The following is a 22613-nucleotide window of genomic DNA, read 5'->3' as shown; positions in this document are numbered from 1 at the left end:
ATACGGAGCGAACGCGCCGGAGCACTCCCCGTTATCAGGGCGAGAGGCGGCCCAGTTGGGACAGAACCTGTTTGGGGCGATTGGTGATGATTGCCTCCACACCCAGCCCGGCGCAGAGCTCCACATCCTCCGGTTCGTTGACCGTCCAGACATGGACACGGTGGCCCGCGGCATGCAGCCGGGCGACGTAGGAGGGGTGGTTGCGTACGACCCGGATGCCCGGTCCCGCGATGCGGGAGCCGGCCGGGAGCCGTCCGTCGCGCAGCCGGGGGGACATGAACTGCATCAGATAGACGGTGGGGATGTTCGGCGCGGCCGCCGCGACCCGGTGCAGCGAGCGGGCCGAAAAGCTCATGATGCGCACGGAGGAGTCGTCGGGCGTCGCCGGTGCGTCCAGACCGAAGCGTTTCAGCAGCTGCAGCAGCCGCTCCTCCACCTGTCCCGCCCAGCGGGTGGGGTGCTTGGTCTCGATGGCCAGCTCGATACGGCGGCCCGCGTCGGCCACCAGTCCCAGCAGCTGTTCCAGGGTGAGTACGGAGGTGAACGAGGGGTCGCCCCAGTCCGGGCTCTCCGCCGCGTCCTTCCAGGAGCCGAAGTCCAGCGCGGCGAGATCGGCGAGCTCCAGGGCGGACACGGCGCCGCGGCCGTTGGAGGTGCGGTTGACGCGACGGTCGTGGACGCAGACCAGATGGCCGTCGGCGGTGAGCCGTACATCACATTCGAGCGCGTCCGCGCCGTCCTCGATCGCCTTGCGGTAGGCGGCGAGGGTGTGCTCGGGTGCGTCTTCGGAGGCGCCGCGGTGTGCGACGACCTGGATGCTGTGCTGCCGTGCTTGGGTCACGGCGTCATGGTGTCACCGTGACGGGGTAGGCGCGTGCACGGGGCGGACCGAGGCGGACGAATCGGGGCCGAAGCAGGACGGAAGCCGGACATGAGGCGGACGGAAGACGGACGGAAGTCGGCCGGCCATCGGGCGTCGCTCGGAGACTCCAGCGGCACCGTTCGGACGCTCCACGCGTGCGCCCGTTTCGTCGCAAGTAAAGGATTGCCGCGATACACACAGGTGCTGCTTACAGTGGATTGACGTGCTGTGGGAAAAGCTGGCCGCAGACAAGCGACGTGCAATCAATGTGGCGTGTACATGGCGCGCGCCGTGCCATCTGGTGTGCAACCCGACGTGGACCCTGAGGAGAACAGAGCTGTGAGCACCGAGAACGAGGGCACCGCGGTTCCGGCCGCCCCGTCCGTACCTCCAGTGCCGGTCGCCGCTCCCGACGGAACGCCCGCGTCCGAGCATGCCGCCCGCACCACGCCTCCTGCCCCCGCAGAGCCGGCGGCGATGGACCCGGCCGGGCATACCCCCCAGCCCGAGCCGGCCTCGTCGCCCGCACCGGCACCGGCAGCTGCGCCGACAGCGGCGCATCACGCCGGCGCCGAGTGGCCGCCGCCCCCGCCCGCACTCCCCTCCTATGGGGGCGGGGGCAACGGCGGTCCTGTCTGGGGATCGCCCGTTCCAGCGGCGCACGCCCCGCGGCGCAGGCGCTCCGGCGGTGTGGTCGCCGCCGTCCTCACCGCGGCGCTGGTCGCGGGCGGCGTCGGCGGTGGCATCGGCTACTGGGCCGCCGAGCACAACGACGACGGGATCGACTCGACGACGGTCTCCGCTGCCCAGGCGCCCCGGGACCTCAGGCGCGAGGCGGGCACGGTCGCCGCGGTGGCCAACCAGGCGCTGCCGAGCGTGGTCACCATCGAGGCGCAGTCCGGCGGCGCGGGCGTCGAGGGCGAGAGCGAGGGCGGCACGGGCACCGGCTTCGTCTACGACAGACAAGGCCACATCCTCACCAACAACCACGTGGTGGCCTCCGCCGCCGAAGGCGGCACGCTGTCGGCGACGTTCTCGGACGGCAAGAAGTACGACGCCGAGGTCATCGGCCGCGCCCAGGGCTACGACGTCGCCGTCCTCAAGCTGAAGAACGCCCCCTCCGGGCTGACCCCGCTGGCGCTCGGCAACTCGGACCGCGTCGCGGTGGGCGACTCGACCATCGCGATCGGCGCGCCCTTCGGTCTCTCGAACACGGTCACCACCGGCATCATCAGCGCGAAGAACCGCCCGGTCGCCTCCGGTGACGGCTCGAGCGGCAGGAACTCGTACATGAGCGCCCTTCAGACCGACGCGTCCATCAACCCGGGCAACTCCGGCGGCCCGCTGCTGGACTCGCGCGGCGCGGTGATCGGTATCAACTCGGCCATCCAGTCGGCGGGCAGCGGCGGCCTCGGCCAGTCCCAGGCCGGGTCGATCGGCCTCGGCTTCGCCATCCCGATCAACCAGGCGAAGACGGTCGCCCAGCAGCTGATCAGGTCGGGCAAGCCGGTCTATCCCGTGATCGGTGCGACGGTCGACATGACGGGCGAGGAAGCGGGCGCCAAGATCGCCGGCCAGGGCGCGGGCGGCACCGCCGCCGTGAGCCCGAACGGCCCGGCGGCAAAGGCCGGGTTGAAGGCGGGCGACGTCATCACCAAGTTCGACGGCAAGACGGTCGACAGCGGCCCGACCCTGATCAGCGAAATCTGGACCCACAAGCCGGGCGACAAGGTGACGCTGACCTACGAGCGCGACGGCAAGGAGCGCACGGCCGAGGTGACCTTGGGCGAGCGCAAGGGCGACAGCTGACCTCCCGCGCACCGAACGGAACACGGCTGCGCCCCCCGGCCCGGGCCCGGTAGTCTGTAGCCCGCTCCGCCGCTGGTGGCCGGGGCGTGGGTGGGTTGCCCGAGCGGCCTAAGGGAACGGTCTTGAAAACCGTCGTGGCAGCGATGTCACCGTGGGTTCAAATCCCACACCCACCGCAGCAGGTCAGAAGGTTGCAGGTCAGAAGGGGTGCCACTCTCCGGAGCGGCACCCCTTCTGCGTGCAGCCTTCCTCACCTTTCCTCCCCTGTACACCACCTCTGACCAGTGTTCGTGGGCCAGCCGTGGGCCAGAGTCAGGTGGGGGTTCCCTCGTCCAGCGCGCGGGAGATCAGGTCGTTGGAGTGCTACTGGCCGCCCTTGAGGATCTTCGCGTAGAAGCGATACAGCACTGCGATGCTGTGGCCGGCACGCGCGGCGACTTCCGCCGGGTCCACTCCGGATTTGATCCACAGGGATACGCCGGCATGACGCAGGGAGTACGGCACGGCGGCAAGATCGGACGTGATCTCACCTGGAGTGAGAACCTTCTTCCGGGCTCTTTCCCAGATGTCGCAGTATTCCGTGGACGGGACCCTTCCGCCCCGGGCAGCCCGGAACAGACGGCCGTCGTCAGCAGTGCCGTAGCGGGCGATGTGCTCACGGAGCAGGTGCACCAGAACGGGAGGGATCGGTACAGTCCGCGTCGCGCCGCGCTTCCGACGCTTGAGCCCGCGGGTCTCGTACGACGTGCCCTCGTCTGTCCATCCGCCGCCAACCTCCGGACGGCTCTCCCCGAGCAGAAGTTCGCCCCATTCCTTCACGGCTGCCGCGGTGTTGGGTGGCAGGGTGCAGTCCGACTCTTTGAGCGCGACGATCTCGCCCGGACGCATCGAGGCGTAGTACAGGCACCCGAGGAACGCGTGTCCGCCGTACGCTGGAAGGCATGTGCATCGAGCAGGGCACGCAGAAGAAGGCCCTCTTCCAAGCACTCCAGGAACTCCGAGATGACGGGAAGATCGAGGGCCGCCTCTTCGACTGGGCACAGGCGCTGCGAGTGCTTGGCAACCAAGGCGCGCACTTCAGCGAGGAATCGGTGAGCCGGGAAGACGCAGCGGACGCCTTGTCTCTTGCCGAGGCTCTTCTGAACTACATCTACGTCTTCACAGCCAAGTACGAGGAATTTCAAAACCGTAGGCAGTCGTCAGCAAACTGAGTTCTGACATCCACAGCTGACATCAACGACGCCAGACAGAGGCGTACGTCAGCGTCTCTGTCCAGTTGCCGCGCCAGTCGACGGCAGCAGCCGGAGCGGACTCGGATCGAACTCCTAATGCGGGTGTCGCGGGTTCGAATCCTGCCCGGGGCACCAGGCAAAAGGCCCCGGACCGATCAAGGTCCGGGGCCTTTTGACGGCAGGATTGACGGCAGTGGCTGTTAGCGCACGTCGACGTAGTCGCCTGTGGCGCTGACCGCCGAAGTGGTGGACGTGCCCGCGAAGGACCAGCGCCAGTAGCCGTCTGCCGCTGCCGTGACCGTCGTCGACAGGTTGCCCGTCGAGTTGGTGTAGACCGTCTTGAGGGTCGTGTAGGTGGTGGTGCCCGCCTTGCGGAACTGCAGCTTCACGGGCTGGTTGGTGTAGCCCGCGTAGATGCGCTTGTCCCAGTTGGCGCGGGCCAGCTTGCCCGTGACCGTGATCGGCTTGCCCTTGGCGACCGGCTCGGGCCCGGCGTTGACGCTGAGCGTGCCCCGCCGCAGGACCGAGTGCTTGGTGGCGCCGCCGTTGTTGTAGAGGTCGCCGTCCTTGGACTGGAGTTGGACGGTCACGTCCCACTTACCCGCGAGGGTGTTGCGGGGCACGCCCCAGCCCGAGTCGAGCTTAAAAGTGAGCTTGCAGGTGGAGGTGGTGGCGTTGATCGCGGTGCACGTCGGGCTGCCGTGGTATGACCAGTAGTCGTCGCCGACCTCCCGGTCGATCTGGAGGAACGCGAGGTCCTTGCTGATCCCCGAATCGTCCGAGGCGGTCACCGAGATGGTGAACGACTCGCTCTGGGAGGTGCCGAGGACGATGGGCTTGCCGCCGTTCACGGACAGCTTCTGGATCACCACGCCGGTCTCCGCCGCGTAGGCGGCCGGGGCGGTGACGGCGGAGGCCGAAAGCGCCAGGGCGCAGGTGAGGACGGCACCTATGGATTTCATGCGCATGAATCCCCAATTGGTTCGGGCCTGCCCCGGCCGTGAATCCCCCCGGCCGCAGGCATGGCAGGTGGGGCGAGAATATGTCACCCGTGCAGCTCAGCCGCCGTCGGAGTGCGGACCCCGACGCCCCATGCCTCATGCATCGCAGGGCGTAGGCGGCGGCGAGCTTGTGTTCGCAGGAGGCGGACGGGATGGGAGCCGGGGTGAGTGGTGGGTGATTGGCCGCTAGGCGCGGAGAGGATGCGCCAGCTCCCGCACCCACGGCCGGCTTTGTTCCCGCCTCAGCGCTCGCGAGGCCGCAGCGTTGGTGGCCGCGCAGGCACCGGAGTCAGCGCTACCAAGGTCAGCGCCCAAGTCGCCCCACGCTCCTATGGAGGTGATCAACCGCTCTGCGCTCGCTCCGTGGGCCATGTGTGGGCCAGAGCGATGGATCCGAGTGATAGACGGCAGTACTGCGCAGGTCAGAGTCCATGCGCCACACGGCACCGCGACGCTCTTGAAAACCGTCGTGGCAGCGATGTCACCGTGGGTTCAAATCCCACACCCACCGCAGATGAACGGCCCCTGACCAGGTGACTCGGTCGGGGGCCGTTCTCATGAGCAGTGAGCGCGTCCAGCAAGACGGTCGGCGGAAGCGACAGATGCAAGGAGAGGCCGGACCGCGGCGACAAGGACAACTGCAGGAAGGGCCCGAAGGGCGCGACGGGGCCCACGGGATCGCAGGGGATCCGGGTACGCCGGGCGCCACCGGCGCTACAGGGCCTACGGGCCCGACCGGCCCCGCAGGCGCAACGGGGGCTACCGGGTCTCAGGGCGTCTCTGGCGAGGCTGGTCCGACCGGGGCGACCGGGCCTGCTGGCGCGACGGGTGCCACCGGCGCCACCGGCCCGACCGGGCCAACAGGAGCTACACGTCCCATTGCCATCACCGAGACGCTCGGAAATATCGTCCAGCCCCTCCGGGCGGTAGTGCCGAGAGCAGCGCCGACTGTCCGGACAACCAGGGGCGGTCTCCGTCGGTTGGCAGACGAACGGTCCCGGCCTTGTGGCCGGCGTGTCCCGGCGGGGCCCGGCAGTTGGCGAGTTGTCTTCGACAACCTCAGCAATAACGACAGTCTGCAGGGTCAGACCGCCGTGTACTGCTCGCCGTCCGGGACGCCGTGGCGATACATGGTGCGGGCCTCTGCGGGCCCTTCCGTCTGCTGGACGCCAGGTTCGCGCACTGCCTCGCGCTGGTGGTGTCGCCCGCCGTGGTTCGGGCCGGGGCGGGTCTGTGAGCGGAAGGTGCGGCGGTAGGTGTCCGGCGGTACGCCTACCGTCCGAGCGAAGTGTCGGCGCAGGGTGGTGGCGGTGCCCATCCCGGTGGCCGCTGCGACGGTGTCGACGGTGTCGTCGGTGGTCTCCAGCAACTCCTGCGCGTGGCGGATGCGTTGGGTGAGCAGCCACTGCAGCGGGGTGGTGCCGGTCACCGACCTGAAGTGGCGGCCCAGGTTGCGCGAGCTCATCCGTGCCTGGCGGGCCAGGTCCTCCACGGTGAGCGGCTCATCCAGCCGTTGGATCACCCAGGGGAAGAGTTCGGCGAGCGGATGGTTGTCCGGGGCGGGGACGGGGGTGGTCACGAACTGGGCCTGGCCGCCGTCGCGGTGCGGCGGCACGACCAGGCGGCGGGCGAGCCTGTTGGCGATCGACGAGCCGTGGTCGAGGCGGACGAGGTGCAGGCACAGGTCCATGGCGGCGGCTTTACCGGCGGATGTGAGCACGCTGCCGTTGTCCACGTAGAGGACGTCCGGGTCCACCGTCACCAGGGGGTGGCGCTTGGCCAGCTCCTGGGTGTGTGCCCAGTGCGTGGTGGCACGCTTGCCGTCCAGCAGGCCGGCGGCGGCCAGCACGAAGGCGCCCGTGCACAGGGAGGCCACGCGTGCGCCCGCCTCGTGGGCCGCGCGCACCGCGTCGATCAGTTCGGCCGGCGGGTCCTGGTCGACGTCGGCCCAGCCCGGGACGATCACGGTGTCGGCGCGGGAGAGGTGGTCGAGTCCGTGCTCGGGCTCCAGCCGGAAGCGGTCGACCCGTACGGCGCTCGGTCCGCAGACCGAGAGGCGGTACCAGGGGTCTGCCACGCTGGTCGGTTTGGCTCCGAAGACCTCGCATGCCAGGGACAGCTCGAAATGCAGCATCCCGTCCGTGACGGCCAGCGCGACAGTAGTCATGTCCGGAATTGTATGGGCCATGTCGTTCCAGACACTCGTGTGGGGGTGCAGGTCCTCGTCAAGATGTCCGTGACAGATCGCAACAGACCATTCGAGTACGGGGAGAACCCATGGGATCGGGACTCACGGTGGCGGTGTTCGGCGCGTACGGGCACACCGGGCGGTTCGTGGTGGCAGAGCTGAGGGAGCGTGGGTTTCGCCCGGTCCTCTCCGGACGCGACGCCGACAAGCTGAAGGCCCTGGCGTACGAAACCGGGCTGGACGCTCGTCCGGCGTCGGTCGACGACCCGTCCTCGCTCGACCGCGCACTGGCCGGCGCGGCGGCCGTGATCAACTGCGCCGGGCCCTTCGCCTCGACGACCGCCCCCGTGATCGAGGCGGCCCTGCGGGCAGGGATCCCGTATCTGGACGTTGCGGCAGAGATCGAGGCCAACCTCGACACCTTCGCGCACTTCGCCGACCGGGCACAGGAGGCGGGAGCGGTGATCGTCCCGGCGATGGCCTTCTTCGGCGGTCTGGGCGACCTGCTGGCCACCGCGGCGATGGGCGACTGGACCAAGGCCGACGAGGCGCACATCGCGTACGGGCTGAGCAACTGGCACCCCACCGCCGGGACGCGTCTGTCGGGCGCGGTGTCCCGGGAGCGGCGCGGCGATCGGCGCATCCGTTACACCAACGGACAGTGGGAGCACCGCACCGACGCCCCGCCCACCCTGGAGTGGCGCTTCCCCGACCCGATGGGGCCCCGGTCTGTCATCGGGGAGTTCACGATGGCCGACGTCGTGACCGTGTCCAGCCACCTGTCCATCCCCGACGTGCGCACCTACATGACGGTCGAGGCGGCCCGGGACATCGCGGTCCCGGACACGCCGACGCCGGCCGCGACCGACGAGCGCGGACGGTCCGCTCAGACCTTCCTCGTCGACATGGTCGTACGCTCGGGCGACGCCGAACGTCGCGCCATGGCCCACGGTCAGGACATCTACGCCGTCACCGCACCACTCGTCGTGGAAGCCGTCGACCGCATCCTCACCGGACGTACCCATGCGGTCGGTGTCGCCTCCGCGGGAAAGATCTTCGACGCGCCCGACTTCCTCCGCGCGCTGTCCCCGCACATCACCCTGGAACTGCACCCGTAACGGACCGGCCATCCGTACCTCACGCAGGGCTTGCTGAAGTCGTCGGCTCGAGCGCGCAGTTGGTCGGCCATACCGGGTGCAGATGCGGGGGAACCTGCACCATGGGGATGCGTTGGGGTCCTCTACTGGGCGTGCTGCTGGGGGCCGGACTCCGGCCGCCGCCGTGGCGACGGTAGGCGACGAGTAGGAGCACGGCGATCAGGGGTTGAAGAATGTCGGTGTAGATCGGCTGCACATTGTGCGGAGCGGTGTTGTCGTGGGCGGCGAGCTGCATGATGTGACCGACGGCGTCCCCCCAGTACAAGATGGCCAACGCGATGACCGCGGCCGTCATGAAAGAGTCCCGGCGCCAGATGGACATGAAGCCGATGGTGCCGATCGCGATGTCGGCCCAGCCGACTTCCCACTGGAACGGGCTGTGGGCGAAGCCGATGCCGTCGGCGACGTCGGGCGCGTTGGGGCCGATGTGCCCCAGGCCGGTCAGCACCGACAGTGCGCCGCTGGCGCCGACGAACCAGAGCAACCAGATCTCAATGACGCGAAAGCGTGTACGGCGATTGGGCCGGCGGTCGACGAACGTGTGGATCAACGGAAAGAGGACGAGTACCACAAAATAGGAGATAAGGAACATGGTGGCAGCATACGTTTGCCGTGCGCGTGGAGACTTCCAGCCGTAGCGGGGCTGCGCCGTTCGGGTGCGCCGGCACCCCTGGCGGCCCGCTTCTGGAAGCCCTCCGGGGCGGCGCCCGGGGCCCGGACGCTGTACGCCGTGTGGTTCATGAACTGCAGGAAGGGCAGCGTCGCGCGCCGTGGCCGGGCCACGACGGCGCGACTGCACGACGGCCCCTGCGACGCTACGGCCCCCTGGGCGTCGGCCCTTTCGGCGACGACGAGGCCGCAGACGTCGCCGTTGCTGATCCCGCGGGCAGGGGGCGCAACACGGTTCAATGCCGCACCAACTGGGGCTGTGAGGTAGGGGGTTGGCGGCTACCTGACAAGTAGTTCGGCTGTGCCGGTGGTTCTGACCGGTGGCGAACAGCCACGTACGTGGTCACGCAATCCGGCGTGGCAGCGATGTCACCGCATGACGTGGTGAAGACGTGGTGAAAGCGCCGCCCTTGCCCGGGCGGGCCGAGCAGGCGGCGCCTCACGGTTGTCCGTGGCGGCCCGCGTGGAGGCGCGCGGCCGATGCGATCGTCGCGCGGGCTTCGTGTTCGGTCAGGCCCGCCTGGACCGCTGCCCAGGTGAGCGCCTCGGCGAGTGCTTCGCCGAAGCCGTTCTCGTACGCACGGCAAGCCGCCCAGAACAGACGGGTGTTGCGCTGGCCTTCCTGCGCGGCGAGCACGAACTGGACCAGGCCCTCGCCCTGGTTCGTCGCAGGGCGGGGTGGTGCTGTGCGGTGGTGCGGTCGTACGGGCGGTGCGATCAGGCGCAGGAGGGGGCGTGGACAGGGCGCGGGGCCGAGGTGGGCCGTGCCCGGGGCCAGACGGTACGCGCCGTGTGCGGTGACCGAGCCCGGGCCGACGAGGTAGCCGCCGGCGCCGCGGATGTCGATGCCGGGAGCGAGGCGGCTCGCCGAGTTCGGTACGACCACGTCGGAGGGGCCGGTCAGCCAGAGGTGGCGGCCGCCGCTGGGCGTGAGGACGGTGACGGTTGCCGGAATCGTGAACAGATGCTGCAGCGCAAGGTGTTGGAGCGCCGCCAGGGAGTCGGTCTGCGACTTGGTGTCGAGGTCGATTCCGATCAGGTGGTGCGGGGGCCGCCCGCATGCGATGCCGTACCCGGTGGCCCATGGCGCGGCCGCGAACAGGGCACGGATGCCGGCGGGGTCGGTGGTGGCGTCATGGACGCCATGACCCGTAAGGCCGCATTCGCCCCGGCACAGGACCGGCTCGGGGCTGTCCCGGTGGGGGGAGCGCAGGGCGGGGAGCTTCGTCGCGGAGAGAGGGATGACGGGGAGCCCGCGCTCGGCGGCCGAGAGAGCGTGGGCGAGGGCCAGGGTGGCGGTCTGCCGGTCGATGATGGCCATGGCTCTATTTTCGTACAGACGTTCGAAGAAGGGAAGGGGGAACCGGCGCCGGGAGGGGGAGATGCCTGGAAATGTGCCGTAACGCTTCGCCCCTTGCGGTGACTGGTCACGGCCACTCCGTGGCGGACCGGGCCGGGGGTGCGTGGGCAAGAAGGGGGTTTATCGACTTGTCCTCACGCTTGCGGGGGAATCAGGGATCCCGAGGTGGTTCGGGGGGATTCCGTGGGCAATTCTGATCTCGCGACGTCGAGACCAAGACCCGGGGCGGTCGGCCAACTGCCTTGGAAAAAGCCGTATGTGAGCAGTACCGGTTCATGGAGGAAAGTCATGGCAAGCATCCGCCCCGCCCGAGTTCTCGCCGCAGTCGCCGCCCTGCCTCTCGCCGCCGTTCTCTTCGGCGGAGTCGCCCAGGCCGACACCATCGGTGGTATCGGGGACGACGGATCGAACGTGTCGGTGGCCACGATCGTCGGCAGCGGCGTCGGCCACGACAACTACGGCAATTCGACGACCACCCAGCAGGTGGCGACCGGCACCGGAGCGAGCAATCAGAACAACACGGCGAATGTGAACGGATTCGGCTACACGGTGATCGACCAGGACAACGTGGTCGTGAATTTCTCACCACTATGGTGACCGCCGGCCCGAGGGGGTGAGGTCAGGGGGACGGGGGACAGGCGCCTGCGCGGCGGCACTTCGGTGCTGCCGCGCAGGCGCCTGTCTGTGACCTTGACAGGGTGACCTGATCTGACGGACAGTCAGAAACCCTGACCCGTACGCCCGGGAGGTCCGCCGCCGTGCACCTCGCCCCGACGGCGCGACAGCAAGAGCTGCGCACCGAACTCCGTACGTACTTCCGTACCCTGATGCCGGACGGACCGCCGCCCGCGAGCGACCACGCCGCGCAGCGGGTGCTGCTGCGCAGGATCGGCGCCGACGGACTGCTCGGACTGGGCTGGCCCGTCGAGTTCGGGGGCCAGGGCCGCGGCCCCGACGAGCAGTTCGTGTTCTTCGACGAGGCGTACCGGGCGGGCGCCCCCGTCTCCATGGTCACGCTGAACACCGTGGGTCCCACTCTGATGAGGTACGGGACGCCGGAGCAGAAGGCCTACTTCCTGCCGCGCATCCTCGCCGGTGACCTCGTCTTCGCGATCGGCTACAGCGAGCCCGGAGCCGGGACGGACCTGGCCTCGCTGTGCACCCGCGCGGTACGGGACGGGGACAGTTGGCTCGTCGACGGTCAGAAGATCTTCACCAGCAACGCCCAGAACGCGGACTGGATCTGGCTCGCCTGCCGTACCGATCCGGACGCGCCCAAGCACAAGGGGATCTCGATCATCCTGGTGCCGACGGATGCGCCGGGGTTCTCCTGGACCCCGATCGAAACCGTGGGCGGGCTGACCACGACGGCGACGTACTACGACGGGATCCGGGTGCCGGCCGCGCATCTGGTCGGAGAGGAGAACGACGGCTGGGCTCTGATCACCAACCAGCTCAACCATGAACGGGTGGCGCTGGCCGCGATCGGGATGCAGGCCGAGGACTTCTACGAGGCGGCGCTCGCGCGGGCACGTACACCTGATCCAGTGACCGGGACTCGCCGTATTGACGAGCCCTGGGTGCAATTCCGAGCGGCCGAAGCGTATGCCCGGCTCGCGGCAACACGCCTGCTCAACTGGCGTTTGGTGGGGGGTGCGGGGGCAGGTCGGCCGGCGCCGGGAGATGCCAGCGGCGTGAAGTTCGCCGGAACCGAATCCGCGGTCGAGGTGTATCGAATGTGCCAGGAAATCGCGGGGGAGGCGGGGTTGATCCGGGCAGGATCTCCCGGCTCGCTCGGGACGGGGACTCCGCAGGAGGGGGAGCTGGAGCGGATGAACAGAGCGGCACAGATCAATACGTTCGGGGGCGGCGTGAGCGAGGTGCAGCGCGAGATCGTCGCGACCATGCGGCTCGGCCTGAAGAGAGGGAAGAGGTGACGCGCAGCGAGGCGGCGCGGACCCGCAGCGAGGCGGCGCCGACCCGCGCCGATGCGCTGTATTCACGGCTCAAGGCGTACGAAGGGCGGGCCGCCGCCGCGGGGACGGGCAAGGACCTGGTCAACGAGCCGATGATCAGGCACTGGTGCGAAGCCATGGGGGATGCCAATCCCGCGTATCAGGGGCCGGATGCCATCGCGCCGCCGGCGATGCTTCAGGCATGGACCATGGGCGGTCTGTCCGGGCACCGCGGCCGGACCGCCGCGCAGGACGAGCTGTTCGAGCTGCTCGACGGGGCGGGATTCACGTCCGTGGTCGCCACCGATTGCGAACAGGAGTATTTGCGCCCGCTCCGCCCCGGTGACCGGATCACCTTCGACGCCGTGATCGAGTCGGTGTCCGAGCGCAAGAGCACCAAGCTGGGCACGGGGTACTTCGTCACCACGCGGATGAATGTCCGGGCGGGCGACGAGCTCGCCGGTACGCACCGCTTCCGCATCCTCAAGTACGCCCCCGCTGCCAGGACACCGGACGGCGACCGGCCACAACATCAGCAGCAGCGACAGCGACCGCAGCGACCACGTCCCGTGATCAACAGGGACAATGCAGGGTTCTGGGACGGGGTGGCGGACCACCGCCTGCTGATCCAGCGGTGCGACAGCTGCGGGACACTGCGCTTCCCCTGGCTTCCGGGGTGCGCGGCCTGCGGATCGCCCGACTGGGACACGGTCGCGGCGAGCGGCGCCGGCACGGTGTTCTCGTACGTGGTGATGCACCACCCGCCCTTCCCGGCCTTCGACCCGCCGTACGCGGTGGGGCTGATCGAGCTGGCCGAAGGCGTACGGATCGTGAGCAACGTGGTCGGAGTTCCGTACGACAAGGTGCGCATCGGCATGCCGGTGGAACTGGAGTTCCTCAGGGTGGACGGGGAGTGGGAGCTCCCGGTCTTCCGTGGCGCGCAGGGGCGCCTGGACGGAGGTGCGGGCTGACATGGACTTCACGCCCACGGACGAGCAGGCGGCCGCCCAGGAGCTGGCGGCGCAGATCTTCGGGGACCTGGCGACCCATGAGCGGCTGGCCGCGCTGGGGAGCGGCAGCGACGCACAGGTGTGGAAGGCGCTCAGCGCGGCAGGGCTGATCGCCGCCGTCGAGGAGACCGGCCTGCTGGGGCTGGTGCTGCTCCTGGAGGAACAGGGACGCACGACCGCGCAGACACCCTTCGCCGCCGTGTGTGTGTACGGACTGCTGGCGGTGGCGGCCCATGGCTCCGACGAGCAGCGGGCCCGGCTGCTGCCGGGGCTGCGGGACGGCACGGTGGTGGCGACCGGCGCGTTTCCGCTGCGTGGAGCGGCTGTGCGGGCGGACGGGCAGGGACGGCTCACCGGAGTCCTGCCGTATGTGCCGTGGCTGCGCGACGCGACGCATGTCCTGGTCCCGGCCGTCGAGCCCGAGCGGGCGGGATCGGAAAGCGCCGGGCGCGGGCCGGTGATGCCCGAGCCGCCCGGGTGCCGTCCGCGCATCGGCTGCTTCCTGCTGGAGACGGCCGGGTTGAGCGTCGAGCCTGTCGAACTGACCGCGCCCTGGGCGGCCGGGCGGCTCGTGCTCGACGACCGTCCGGCCGAGCGCATCGGCGGGCCCGATGCGTACGACGACATACTCGCTATGAGCCGTACCGCCTTTGCGGGTCTGCAGGCGGGGGTGTGCGCGGGCTCCCTCGCCCGCGCCGTGGAGCACACCTCGGCCCGCGAGCAGTTCGGGCGGCCGCTCTCCACCAACCAGGGGGTGCTGCTGCGCGCGGCCGAGGCGTACATGGACACCGAGGCGATACGGGTCACGGCGTACGAGGCGGCCTGGCGGCGCGACGCGCGGCTGCCGTACGCGACACATGCACTCACCGCCGCCTGGTGGGCGTCGGAGGCCGGCAAGCGGGTCGTGCACGTGGGCCAGCATCTGCACGGCGGCACGGGCGCGGACCTGGGTCACCCCGTCCACCGCCACTTTCTGTGGGGCCGGCAGCTGGACGCGTATCTGGGCTGCGGCAGTGAAGTCCTTTCGGAACTGGGCGCGTTGCTCGCCGGTCAGGAGCCGGTATGAGCACCGCACACAGCATCGGGACGACCGGTGTGCACATCGGCATGGAGCTGCCGCCGCTCACCGTCCCGGTCACCCGCACCCTGATCGTCGCCGGCGCTGTGGCGTCCCGCGACTACCAGGACGTCCATCACGACGCCGAGCTCGCGAGATCGAAGGGCTCACCGGACATCTTCATGAACATCCTGACGACCAACGGACTGGTCGGGCGGTATGTCACCGACTGCTTCGGGGAGCATGCCGTGCTGCGCAAGGTCGCCATCCGGCTGGGCGCACCCAACTATCCGGGAGACACCATGGTGTTGAGGGGCACGGTCACTTCCCTGGACGGCGCGACGGCCGGGGTGCGGGTCGTCGGGGCCAACGGCATCGGCACCCACGTCACCGGCACGGTGACCGTGATTCTCCCGGAGGCCGGCACATGAGCGTCCGAGGACGGGACACCCTCGGTGGCAGGGCAGCCATCGTCGGTGTCGGGGCGACGGAGTTCTCCAAGGATTCCGGGCGCAGCGAGCTCAAGCTCGCCGTCGAGGCGGTGCGGGCGGCGCTGGACGACGCCGGTCTGACGCCCGGTGATGTCGACGGGCTGGTCACCTTCACGATGGACACCAGCCCCGAGATCACCGTCGCCCAGGCGGCGGGCATCGGGGAGCTCTCCTTCTTCTCCCGTATCCACTACGGCGGTGGCGCGGCCTGCGCCACCGTGCAGCAGGCCGCCCTCGCCGTCGCCATGGGCGTCGCCGAAGTGGTCGTCTGCTACCGGGCGTTCAACGAGCGCTCGGGCCGCCGTTTCGGCTCCGGGGTGCAGCAGCGGGAGCCCTCCGCGGAGGGCTCGGCGCTCGGCTGGAACCTCCCCTTCGGGCTGCTCACCCCTGCCTCCTGGGTGGCCATGGCCGCCCAGCGGTATCTGCACACGTACGGGCTGACGCCCGACGTGTTCGGCCATGTCGCCGTCACCGACCGCCGCCATGCGGCGACCAACCCCGCGGCGTACTTCTACGAGCGGCCGATCACCCTCGCCGACCACGCGGCATCGCGCTGGATCGTGGAGCCGCTGCGGCTGCTGGACTGCTGCCAGGAGACCGACGGAGGCCAGGCCGTCGTCGTCACCAGCGTCGAACGGGCCCGCGACCTGCCCAACCCCCCCGCGGTGATCGTCGCCGCCGCGCAGGGTGCGGGGCGGGGGCAGGAGCAGATGACCAGCTTCTACCGGGACGACCTCACGGGGCTTCCCGAAATGGGGGTCGTCGCCCGGCAGTTGTGGCGGACGTCCGGACTCGCGCCCGCCGATGTCGACGTGGGCATTCTCTACGACCACTTCACCCCGTTCGTGCTGATGCAGCTGGAGGAGTTCGGGTTCTGCGGGCCGGGCGAGGCGGCGGAGTTCCTGGCCGCGGACGCCCTGCCGGTCAACACGCACGGCGGCCAGTTGGGGGAGGCGTATCTGCACGGCATGAACGGCATCGCGGAGGCGGTGAGGCAGCTGCGCGGCACATCCGTGAACCAGATACCCGGCGCTGCGAGGGCCTTGGTCACGGCCGGTACGGGCGTCCCCACGTCGGGGCTTGTCCTTGGCGCGGACGGCATATGAGCGGCCCTCCCGTCACGGACGGACGCGTCCTGGCGCGGCTGCGCCCGGCCCCTGCCCGTAACCGACCCTGAGAGGCACCTCCACCTTCAGGAGGTGCGACCGGCGCCGGCCCTACAACCTGAGGGGGACAACGCTTCGGGACCTGGGGCCGATCCGCGGCACACAGCCCGCTCCTAGCGTGGAGACATGACCACGCCAGTCTGTACGAGCGCCTCCAGAGCCGCCGCGCCGGTGCCGTCGTACACGTCCTATCCCTCGTTCTCTTCGTATGTACGGGCGCGGGGGCCCGTGCTGCTGCGCACCGCCCGGTCGCTGACCGCGAACCCGAGCGATGCCGAGGACCTGTTGCAGACCGCGCTCACCAAGACCTTCGTCGCGTGGGAGCGGATCGAGGATCACCGTGCGCTGGACGGCTATGTCCGGCGTGCCCTGCTCAACACCCGCACCTCCCAGTGGCGCAAGCGCAAGGTGGACGAGTTCGCCTGTGACGAGCTGCCGGAGCCGAACACGGCGCCCGCGCCCGACCCGGCCGAGCAGCAGGTACTGCATGACGCGATGTGGCGCGCGGTGATGAAGCTGCCGGACCGGCAGCGGGCCATGGTGGTGCTGCGTTATTACGAGGACCTGAGCGAGGCGCAGACCGCCGAGGTGCTCGGGGTCTCGATCGGCACCGTCAAGAGCGCGGTGTCGCGGGCGCTCGGCAAGCTCCGCGAGGATCCGGAGCTCCATCCGGTCCGCTGATCTCCCGGCAAGGGGCATGGGCTGCGGCAAGGGGGCAGCAGGGGGGATTGCGTGGATATCAGGGGGATCTGGGGGCGTAAGCGGGGCGTACGGGGGAGCAAGTGCGGTTGTGTGTCGTGATGTGTGCGGTGGTGCGCCGGGATTGGATTACCTCCGGGTAGTGACATACCGCGCGGTACGTGAGCAGAATCTTCCCACCCTTACTGCCACGTAGCGCTAGCGCCCACCGGGAGGACGCCGTGCTGAGCACCATGCAGGACGTACCGCTGACTGTGACCCGCATCCTTCAGCATGGGATGACGATCCACGGGAAGTCACAGATCACCACCTGGACAGGGGAGCCCGAGCCGCAGCGTCGCAGCTTCGCCGAGGTCGGCCGACGGGCCACCCAGCTGGCGAACGCCCTGCGCGACGAGCTGGGCATCGACGCGGACCAGCGCGTCGCCACCCTCATGTGGAACAACGCGGAGCACGTCGAGGCGTACTTCGCGATCCCCTCGATGGGCGCCGTGCTCCACACGCTCAACCTCCGCCTCCCCGCCGAGCAGCTCGTATGGATCGCCAACCACGCCGCCGACCGCGCCGTGATCGTCAACGGCTCCCTGCTGCCGCTGCTCGCCCCGCTCCTGCCGCACCTGCCGACGATCAAGCACATCGTGGTCTCCGGCCCCGGCGACCGTTCGCTGCTCGCCGACACCGAGGCGCGGGTGCATGAGTACGAGGAGCTGATCGCCGGCCGCCCGACCACCTTCGACTGGCCGGAGCTGGACGAACGCACCGCGGCGGCCATGTGTTACACCTCCGGCACCACCGGCGACCCCAAGGGCGTCGTCTACTCCCACCGCTCCATCTACCTGCACTCCATGCAGGTCAACATGGCCGAATCGATGGGTCTGACGGACGCGGACACCACGCTCGTGGTGGTCCCCCAGTTCCATGTGAACGCCTGGGGCCTGCCGCACGCCACGTTCATGACCGGCATCAACATGCTGATGCCCGACCGCTTCCTGCAGCCCGCGCCCATCGCGGAGATGATCGAGCGGGAGCGGCCCTCGCACGCCGCGGCCGTCCCCACCATCTGGCAGGGACTGCTCGCCGAGGTGACCGCCAACCCCCGCGACCTGTCCTCCATGACGCAGGTCACCATCGGCGGCGCCGCCTGCCCGCCCTCCCTGATGGAGGCGTACGACAAGCTCGGTGTGCGGCTGTGCCACGCCTGGGGCATGACCGAGACCTCCCCGCTCGGCACGATGTCCCACCCGCCGGCGGGTCTGAGTGCCGAGGAGGAGTGGCCGTACCGCATCACGCAGGGCCGCTTCCCGGCGGGCGTCGAGGGCCGGCTGATCGGCCCCGGCGGCGAGACCCTGCCGTGGGACGGCGAGTCCGCGGGTGAGCTGGAGGTGCGCGGCGCCTGGATCGCGGGTGCGTACTACGGGGGCGCCGGCGGCGACGACTTCCGGCCCGAGGACAAGTTCAGCGCGGACGGCTGGCTCAAGACCGGCGACGTCGGTGTGATCAGCCCCGACGGCTTCCTGACGCTGACCGACCGGGCCAAGGACGTCATCAAGTCCGGCGGTGAGTGGATCTCCAGCGTCGACCTCGAGAACGCCCTCATGGCGCACCCCGAGGTCGCCGAGGCCGCCGTCGTCGCCGTCCCGGACGAGAAGTGGGGCGAGCGTCCGCTGGCCACGGTCGTACTGAAGGACGGTTCGACCGCGGACTACGAGTCGCTCAGGGCGTTCCTCGTCGAGAGGGTCGCCAAGTGGCAGGTGCCGGAGCGGTGGGCATTGATTCCCGCGGTGCCGAAGACGAGCGTGGGCAAGTTCGACAAGAAGGTGATCCGCAGGCAGTACGCGGACGGTGAGCTGGACGTCACCCAGCTCTAACGGTCACACCGGGCCCTGGTGCCCGGACGCGAGGGGCCGGCGGTCACGACCGCCGGCCCTTTCGCGCGTCCGTGGAACGCCTCTGCCCGGCGCCCTCAGTTGGTGCCGATCTTCGCGAGAAGATCGACGATGCGGGCCTGGACCTCGTCGCTCGTGGACCGTTCCGCGAGGAAGAGCACCGTCTCCCCCGACGACAGCCGCGGCAGTTCCTGCGGGTCCAGCCCGGCCGAGGTGTAGACGACCAGCGGGGTGCGGTTCAACTGGCCGTTCGCACGCAGCCAGTCGACGATCCCGGCGCGCCGGCGGCGCACCTGCATCAGATCCATCACCACCAGGTTCGGCCGCATCTGGCCGGCCAGCGTGACCGCGTCGGCATCCGCGCTCGCCCGGGCCACCTGCATCCCGCGCCGCTCCAGCGTCGCGGCCAGCGCCAGCGCGATCTCCTCGTGCTCCTCGATCAGCAGTACCCGCGACGGGTGCTGCTCGCTGTCGCGCGGGGCCAGTGCCTTGAGCAGGACCGCCGGGTCGGCGCCGTACGCGGCCTCCCGTGTCGCCTGCCCGAGTCCCGCGGTCACCAGTACCGGCACCTCGGCGGCCACCGCCGCCTGCCGCAGCGACTGCAGCGCCGTCCGGGTGATCGGGCCGGTCAGCGGGTCGACGAAGAGCGCCGCGGGGAACGCGGCGATCTGCGCGTCGACCTCCTCGCGCGAGTGCACCACGACCGGGCGGTAGCCGCGGTCGCTGAGCGCCTGCTGCGTGGAGATGTCGGGAGCCGGCCACACCAGCAGCCGGCGCGGGTTGTCCAGCGGCTCCGGGGGCAGTTCGTCGTCGACGGGGCGTGCCTGGGGCTGGTTGGACACCTCGACCGCACCGCCCGGGCCGTCCAGCGGCTCGGGTCCCTCGGCGCCCTCGTCCGGTGCGCCGATCGCGTACGCACGCCCCTGCGAACGGTCCGGGGTCAGCCGCTGACCACCCGGTGCCGCCGGTCCCGGATCGGGGACCGGCACCGGAGCCGCGGGCGGCACGGGAGCCGGGACCGGGGCGGCCTGGGGTTGCGGATGCGGGTGGACGGTGTGATCGGCCCGCCCGGTGTCGGGCGGCGTCGCCAGCTTGCGACGGCGGCCGGCGCCGAGTGTCTGCGGCGAGGGCTGGTTCTGCTGCTGGGCGATCTGCTGGGCGAACGGCACCCCTTGGCCGAGCGTGCGTACGCTGAACGCCCGCCCTTGCGTGGAGTCATTGGCGGCCGGTTCTTCGGCCGGCAGAGGCTGCGCCGCCCGCGTGGGGGCCGGCCGTGCGGGTGTGGCGGGGGGCAGCGGCAAGGACACGGAGCCGGTCCCGCCGGTCTGCGCGGGTGCGGCGGGAGTCGGGCCGGGCACTGCAGTGCCCGCATTCCCGCGAGCATCGGCCGTCGGCTGCTCGCCCGTCGACCCGCCTGCCGGTCCGCCGTCCGGGGCGGCCGCGGCGACGCCGCGGCCGGGGGTGTCGCTCGGCACCCACGCCGCCTGGCCGGAGGCCGTCGGACCGGACGGCGTCGGCGTCGCCGCCGGTGCCTCCGTGCCCTGCTCGGGCAGCGGCCCGGCCGACGGCGCCGCCCCGGGCGCGCGCCTGCGGCCCGTCGGTGCGGGATGCTGCTGCGGCGGAGTGTGGTGCTGGGTTCCCGGCTCGGTTGCCACGGCGTCATGCCGGTCCGGCAGGGATGCGTCCGTCGTGTCCTGCGCCGGGGCCGCTACCCGGTCCGCCTCGGCCGGCGGCAGCGCGAACGCGGTGCGCGCCTCGCCCTCCGTCCGGGCCGTCCTGCCCGTGGCCGTACCTTCCGGGCCCTCGGCCGGAACGGCCGCCAGCGCGCGCCGGGCCCGCCGCCCGCTCGAGGGTGCGTCGACAACCGGCGCGGACCCTGCCGTGGAAGCGGCAGGAAGCGCAGGCAGCCCGCCCTCCACGGCCTGCCGTGCCCGCCGCCCCGAAGGAGCGGCCGCCAGGCCGTGGGCATCGACCGGCATACCCTGCGGCGGTACGGTCTCGCCGCGCGCCGCGCGCCCGCCCGCACCCTCCGCGGCCGTCACCACCGCACCCTCGGCAGGCTGCGCGGCGGCCGGCACGTGAGCCTTCTCGGCCGGGCTGGGCCTGCCGCGCCGCCGCCCGGTCCCGCTGCTGCTGCCGTGGCCGCCCGAGTCCTGCGCCGGGATGAGGTCCTTGTCCACCTGGGCCGCCCGGCGCCTCCCGGTCGGCTGTGCGGCCACCGGGTCCTCCATGGCCACAGGGCTCTCCAGGAACGCGTCCGTGGAGGCCCGCCTGGCACGGCGGCGCCCGCCGCCGGAGGTGACCGGCGCCGGCTCGGACGACTGCTGGGCCGGGAGCGCGGGCGTGAGGTTCTCGGCGGGGGCGGGCGGCACGGTCCCCGCGCCGTCGCCCAGCGGCACCTCCAGTACGTACGCGCTGCCGCTCATTCCGGGCACCTCGTGCGTCTGCAGCACCCCGCCGTGCGCTTGTACGATCCCGCGCACGATCGGCTCGTGCACCGGGTCTCCCCCGGCGAACGGCCCGCGCACCTCGATGCGTACGACATCGCCGCGCTGCGCCGCGGCGACCACGATCGTCGAGTCCACGTACCCGCCGCCCGGCACGACCCTCGCCTTGCCGGTGGAGTCGACCCCGGCCACGTCCGCGACCAGATGCGCCAGCGCCGTGGCCAGCCGGACCCCGTCCACCTCGGCCTCTATCGGGGGCGCGTGCACGGCGAACTGGGCCCGCCCGGGACCGATCAGCTCGACCGCGCCGTCGATGCCGGCTGTGACGACGGCATCGAGCAGCACCTTGGCCTTGGTCAGTTCCTCCGCGCCCGTGTCGAGCCGCTGGAAACCGAGGACATTGTCGACGAGTGTCGTCATCCGGGCATAACCGGCGGCGAGATGGTGCAGGACCTGGTTGGCCTCGGGCCACAGCTGCCCCGCCGGGTCGGCGGCCAGCGTGCCCAGCTCGGCGCGCAGCTCCTCCAGCGGCCCGCGCAGCGACTCGCCGAGCACGGCGGTCAGCTGCGCATGCCGGGCGGCCAGCTGCGTGTACTGCTCATCACGCGCCTCGAGTTCGGAGGTGTACCGCTCGGCCTTGTCGGCGAGCTCGGCCTCGTACTCCTCGGACTTGGTCTTGAGCTCCGCGGTGAGCCGCTCGGAGGTCTCCGCGATCTCGGCCGTGAGCCGGTCCGTCGTCTCCGTCAGCTCCGCCGCGTGCTGCTGCGCCTGCTCCTCGAAGGGGCGCCGGTCGGTGAACGTCATCACCGCGCCGACGAGCTGGTCCCCGTCCCGCACCGGCGCGGTCGTCAGATCGACGGCGACCTTGTCGCCGCCCTTCGTCCACAGGACCTGCCCGCGCACCCGGTGCTTACGGCCGGACTTGAGGGTGTCCGCGAGCGCCGACTCCTCGTACGGGAACGGCTCGCCGTCCGCGCGCGAGTGCAGGATCAGCGGATGCAGCTCCTGCCCGCCGAGATCGCTCGCGCGGAAGCCGAGGATCTGTGCGGCGGCCGGATTGACCAGGACGACCCGCCCGTCGGTGTCGGTGCCCACGACGCCTTCGGACGCCGCCCGAAGGATCATCTCGGTCTGCCGCTGCGAACGCGCCAGCTCCGCTTCCGTGTCGACGGTCCCCGAGAGGTCCCGCACGACAAGCATCAGCAGCTCGTCCCCGGTGTAGCCGGTGTGAGAGTCGTAGGCCTCGCGCCCGTCCTCCAGGCTCGCGCTGGTGACCTCGACCGGGAACTCGCTGCCGTCCGTACGGCGCGCGATCATCCGGGCCGGCTTGGTGCGCCCGTGCTGGTCGGCGGCGTCGGGCCGGCGCATGGAGCCGGGGATCAGCCGGGAGTCGAACGCGGGCACCAGGTCGAGCAGCCCGCGGCCGACGAGGGCGGTACCGGGGGCCTCGAAGAGTTCGAGCGCGATGGTGTTGGCGTTGACGACCGTGCCGTTGGCATTGACGAGGACGAGCCCGTCCGGAAGGGCGTCGAGTATGGCTGCGAGGCGAGCAGCGCCTCGGGATGGCCTGCTGCTCACGACGACCGTTCCTCCCTGACCTACTGCATATTGCGGACGGCCGATC

18 protein-coding genes and 1 tRNA gene are annotated in these 22613 nt (G+C 70.6%); 12 read left to right on the top strand and 7 right to left on the bottom strand.

What is annotated here, in order from left to right; genetic code table 11:
* Positions 1-34 precede the first annotated feature (34 nt).
* On the bottom strand, positions 35-841 hold the full coding sequence (locus tag ABZ208_RS06490; RefSeq protein WP_356908433.1) for a glycerophosphodiester phosphodiesterase: 807 nt from the start codon (positions 839-841) through the stop codon (positions 35-37).
* A 360-nt stretch (positions 842-1201) separates the two neighbouring features.
* Between ABZ208_RS06490 and ABZ208_RS06485 the strand changes: the two genes are divergently transcribed.
* Together ABZ208_RS06485 and ABZ208_RS06480 are read left to right on the top strand one after the other, a co-directional pair.
* A complete protein-coding gene (locus ABZ208_RS06485) occupies positions 1202-2671 on the top strand; it encodes a trypsin-like peptidase domain-containing protein (RefSeq protein ID WP_356908432.1) in 1470 nt (489 codons plus the stop codon).
* Positions 2672-2760: 89 nt separating this feature from the next.
* Positions 2761-2847: transfer RNA gene (locus ABZ208_RS06480), tRNA-Ser, on the top strand.
* A gap of 187 nt (positions 2848-3034) precedes the next feature.
* Here ABZ208_RS06480 and ABZ208_RS06475 read toward each other — a convergent pair.
* Positions 3035-3658, bottom strand: coding sequence for a tyrosine-type recombinase/integrase (locus ABZ208_RS06475; RefSeq protein WP_356908431.1), 624 nt, complete (start codon positions 3656-3658; stop codon positions 3035-3037).
* Between ABZ208_RS06475 and ABZ208_RS06470 the strand changes: the two genes are divergently transcribed.
* Positions 3613-3882, top strand: coding sequence for a DUF4145 domain-containing protein (locus tag ABZ208_RS06470; protein ID WP_356908430.1), 270 nt, complete (start codon positions 3613-3615; stop codon positions 3880-3882). The genes ABZ208_RS06475 and ABZ208_RS06470 overlap by 46 nt on opposite strands.
* Before the next feature lie 221 nt (positions 3883-4103).
* Here ABZ208_RS06470 and ABZ208_RS06465 read toward each other — a convergent pair whose 3' ends face one another.
* Both ABZ208_RS06465 and ABZ208_RS06460 read right to left on the bottom strand, forming a co-directional pair.
* The gene (locus ABZ208_RS06465) at positions 4104-4865 is read right to left on the bottom strand and encodes a hypothetical protein (protein WP_356908429.1); all 762 of its coding nucleotides are present in this window, start codon (positions 4863-4865) and stop codon (positions 4104-4106) included.
* A 1123-nt stretch (positions 4866-5988) separates the two neighbouring features.
* Positions 5989-7071 (bottom strand): helix-turn-helix domain-containing protein, encoded by a 1083-nt coding sequence (locus ABZ208_RS06460; RefSeq protein WP_356908428.1) that lies wholly within the window; start codon positions 7069-7071, stop codon positions 5989-5991.
* Between the two features lie 110 nt (positions 7072-7181).
* Between ABZ208_RS06460 and ABZ208_RS06455 the strand changes: the two genes are divergently transcribed.
* The gene (locus ABZ208_RS06455) at positions 7182-8210 is read left to right on the top strand and encodes a saccharopine dehydrogenase NADP-binding domain-containing protein (protein ID WP_356908427.1); all 1029 of its coding nucleotides are present in this window, start codon (positions 7182-7184) and stop codon (positions 8208-8210) included.
* 19 nt (positions 8211-8229) lie between these two features.
* Here ABZ208_RS06455 and ABZ208_RS06450 read toward each other — a convergent pair whose 3' ends face one another.
* Both ABZ208_RS06450 and ABZ208_RS06445 read right to left on the bottom strand, forming a co-directional pair.
* Positions 8230-8841 (bottom strand): DUF6790 family protein, encoded by a 612-nt coding sequence (locus ABZ208_RS06450; protein WP_356908426.1) that lies wholly within the window; start codon positions 8839-8841, stop codon positions 8230-8232.
* Positions 8842-9357: 516 nt separating this feature from the next.
* Complete coding sequence (locus ABZ208_RS06445) at positions 9358-10239, bottom strand: bifunctional DNA primase/polymerase (RefSeq protein WP_356908425.1); 882 nt, start codon at positions 10237-10239, stop codon at positions 9358-9360.
* A 327-nt stretch (positions 10240-10566) separates the two neighbouring features.
* Here ABZ208_RS06445 and ABZ208_RS06440 point away from each other — a divergent pair, with 327 nt between their 5' ends.
* The 8 genes from ABZ208_RS06440 (at position 10567) to ABZ208_RS06405 (ending at position 18524) form a co-directional block, all read left to right on the top strand.
* The gene (locus ABZ208_RS06440; RefSeq protein WP_356908424.1) at positions 10567-10875 is read left to right on the top strand and encodes a hypothetical protein; all 309 of its coding nucleotides are present in this window, start codon (positions 10567-10569) and stop codon (positions 10873-10875) included.
* 161 nt (positions 10876-11036) lie between these two features.
* Positions 11037-12215, top strand: coding sequence for an acyl-CoA dehydrogenase family protein (locus ABZ208_RS06435; RefSeq protein WP_356908423.1), 1179 nt, complete (start codon positions 11037-11039; stop codon positions 12213-12215).
* Positions 12216-12271: 56 nt separating this feature from the next.
* Positions 12272-13204, top strand: a complete 933-nt coding sequence (locus ABZ208_RS06430) for a bifunctional MaoC family dehydratase N-terminal/OB-fold nucleic acid binding domain-containing protein (protein ID WP_356908508.1) — start codon at positions 12272-12274, stop codon at positions 13202-13204.
* Between the two features lies 1 nt (position 13205).
* Positions 13206-14309, top strand: coding sequence for an acyl-CoA dehydrogenase family protein (locus ABZ208_RS06425; RefSeq protein WP_356908422.1), 1104 nt, complete (start codon positions 13206-13208; stop codon positions 14307-14309).
* A 29-nt stretch (positions 14310-14338) separates the two neighbouring features.
* A complete protein-coding gene (locus ABZ208_RS06420; protein ID WP_356908507.1) occupies positions 14339-14731 on the top strand; it encodes a MaoC/PaaZ C-terminal domain-containing protein in 393 nt (130 codons plus the stop codon).
* Positions 14728-15897, top strand: a complete 1170-nt coding sequence (locus ABZ208_RS06415) for a lipid-transfer protein (protein WP_356908421.1) — start codon at positions 14728-14730, stop codon at positions 15895-15897. The genes ABZ208_RS06420 and ABZ208_RS06415 overlap by 4 nt, the downstream gene beginning before the upstream one ends.
* Before the next feature lie 186 nt (positions 15898-16083).
* Positions 16084-16638: a SigE family RNA polymerase sigma factor gene (locus ABZ208_RS06410; RefSeq protein WP_356908420.1), complete on the top strand. Its 555-nt coding sequence runs from the start codon at positions 16084-16086 to the stop codon at positions 16636-16638.
* A 239-nt stretch (positions 16639-16877) separates the two neighbouring features.
* Positions 16878-18524 carry a long-chain fatty acid--CoA ligase gene (locus tag ABZ208_RS06405; protein WP_356908419.1) on the top strand — a complete coding sequence of 549 codons (1647 nt, stop codon included), beginning with the start codon at positions 16878-16880 and terminating at the stop codon, positions 18522-18524.
* 95 nt (positions 18525-18619) lie between these two features.
* Here the strand turns inward: ABZ208_RS06405 and ABZ208_RS06400 are convergent, their stop codons facing one another.
* Positions 18620-22567 carry a PAS domain-containing protein gene (locus ABZ208_RS06400; RefSeq protein WP_356908418.1) on the bottom strand — a complete coding sequence of 1316 codons (3948 nt, stop codon included), beginning with the start codon at positions 22565-22567 and terminating at the stop codon, positions 18620-18622.
* Between the last annotated feature and the right edge of the window lie 46 nt (positions 22568-22613).

It is taken from the genome of Streptomyces sp. NPDC006208 (assembly GCF_040613775.1).
In the GTDB taxonomy this organism is placed as follows: Bacteria; Actinomycetota; Actinomycetes; order Streptomycetales; family Streptomycetaceae; genus Streptomyces.
Note: the sequence above shows the minus strand (reverse complement) of the source record. Positions and strands in the feature narration are given on the sequence as shown.

Bases quoted from the DNA above. Each gene is read 5' to 3' on its own strand.
- ABZ208_RS06415 (WP_356908421.1), top strand. From the start codon at position 14,728: ATGAGCGTCCGAGGACGGGACACCCTCGGTGGCAGGGCAGCCATCGTC.
- ABZ208_RS06465 (WP_356908429.1), bottom strand. From the start codon at position 4,865: ATGAAATCCATAGGTGCCGTCCTCACCTGCGCCCTGGCGCTTTCGGCC.
- ABZ208_RS06410 (WP_356908420.1), top strand. From the start codon at position 16,084: ATGACCACGCCAGTCTGTACGAGCGCCTCCAGAGCCGCCGCGCCGGTG.
- ABZ208_RS06440 (WP_356908424.1), top strand. From the start codon at position 10,567: ATGGCAAGCATCCGCCCCGCCCGAGTTCTCGCCGCAGTCGCCGCCCTG.
- ABZ208_RS06455 (WP_356908427.1), top strand. From the start codon at position 7,182: ATGGGATCGGGACTCACGGTGGCGGTGTTCGGCGCGTACGGGCACACC.
- ABZ208_RS06470 (WP_356908430.1), top strand. From the start codon at position 3,613: ATGTGCATCGAGCAGGGCACGCAGAAGAAGGCCCTCTTCCAAGCACTC.
- ABZ208_RS06460 (WP_356908428.1), bottom strand. From the start codon at position 7,071: ATGACTACTGTCGCGCTGGCCGTCACGGACGGGATGCTGCATTTCGAG.
- ABZ208_RS06445 (WP_356908425.1), bottom strand. From the start codon at position 10,239: ATGGCCATCATCGACCGGCAGACCGCCACCCTGGCCCTCGCCCACGCT.
- ABZ208_RS06450 (WP_356908426.1), bottom strand. From the start codon at position 8,841: ATGTTCCTTATCTCCTATTTTGTGGTACTCGTCCTCTTTCCGTTGATC.
- ABZ208_RS06425 (WP_356908422.1), top strand. From the start codon at position 13,206: ATGGACTTCACGCCCACGGACGAGCAGGCGGCCGCCCAGGAGCTGGCG.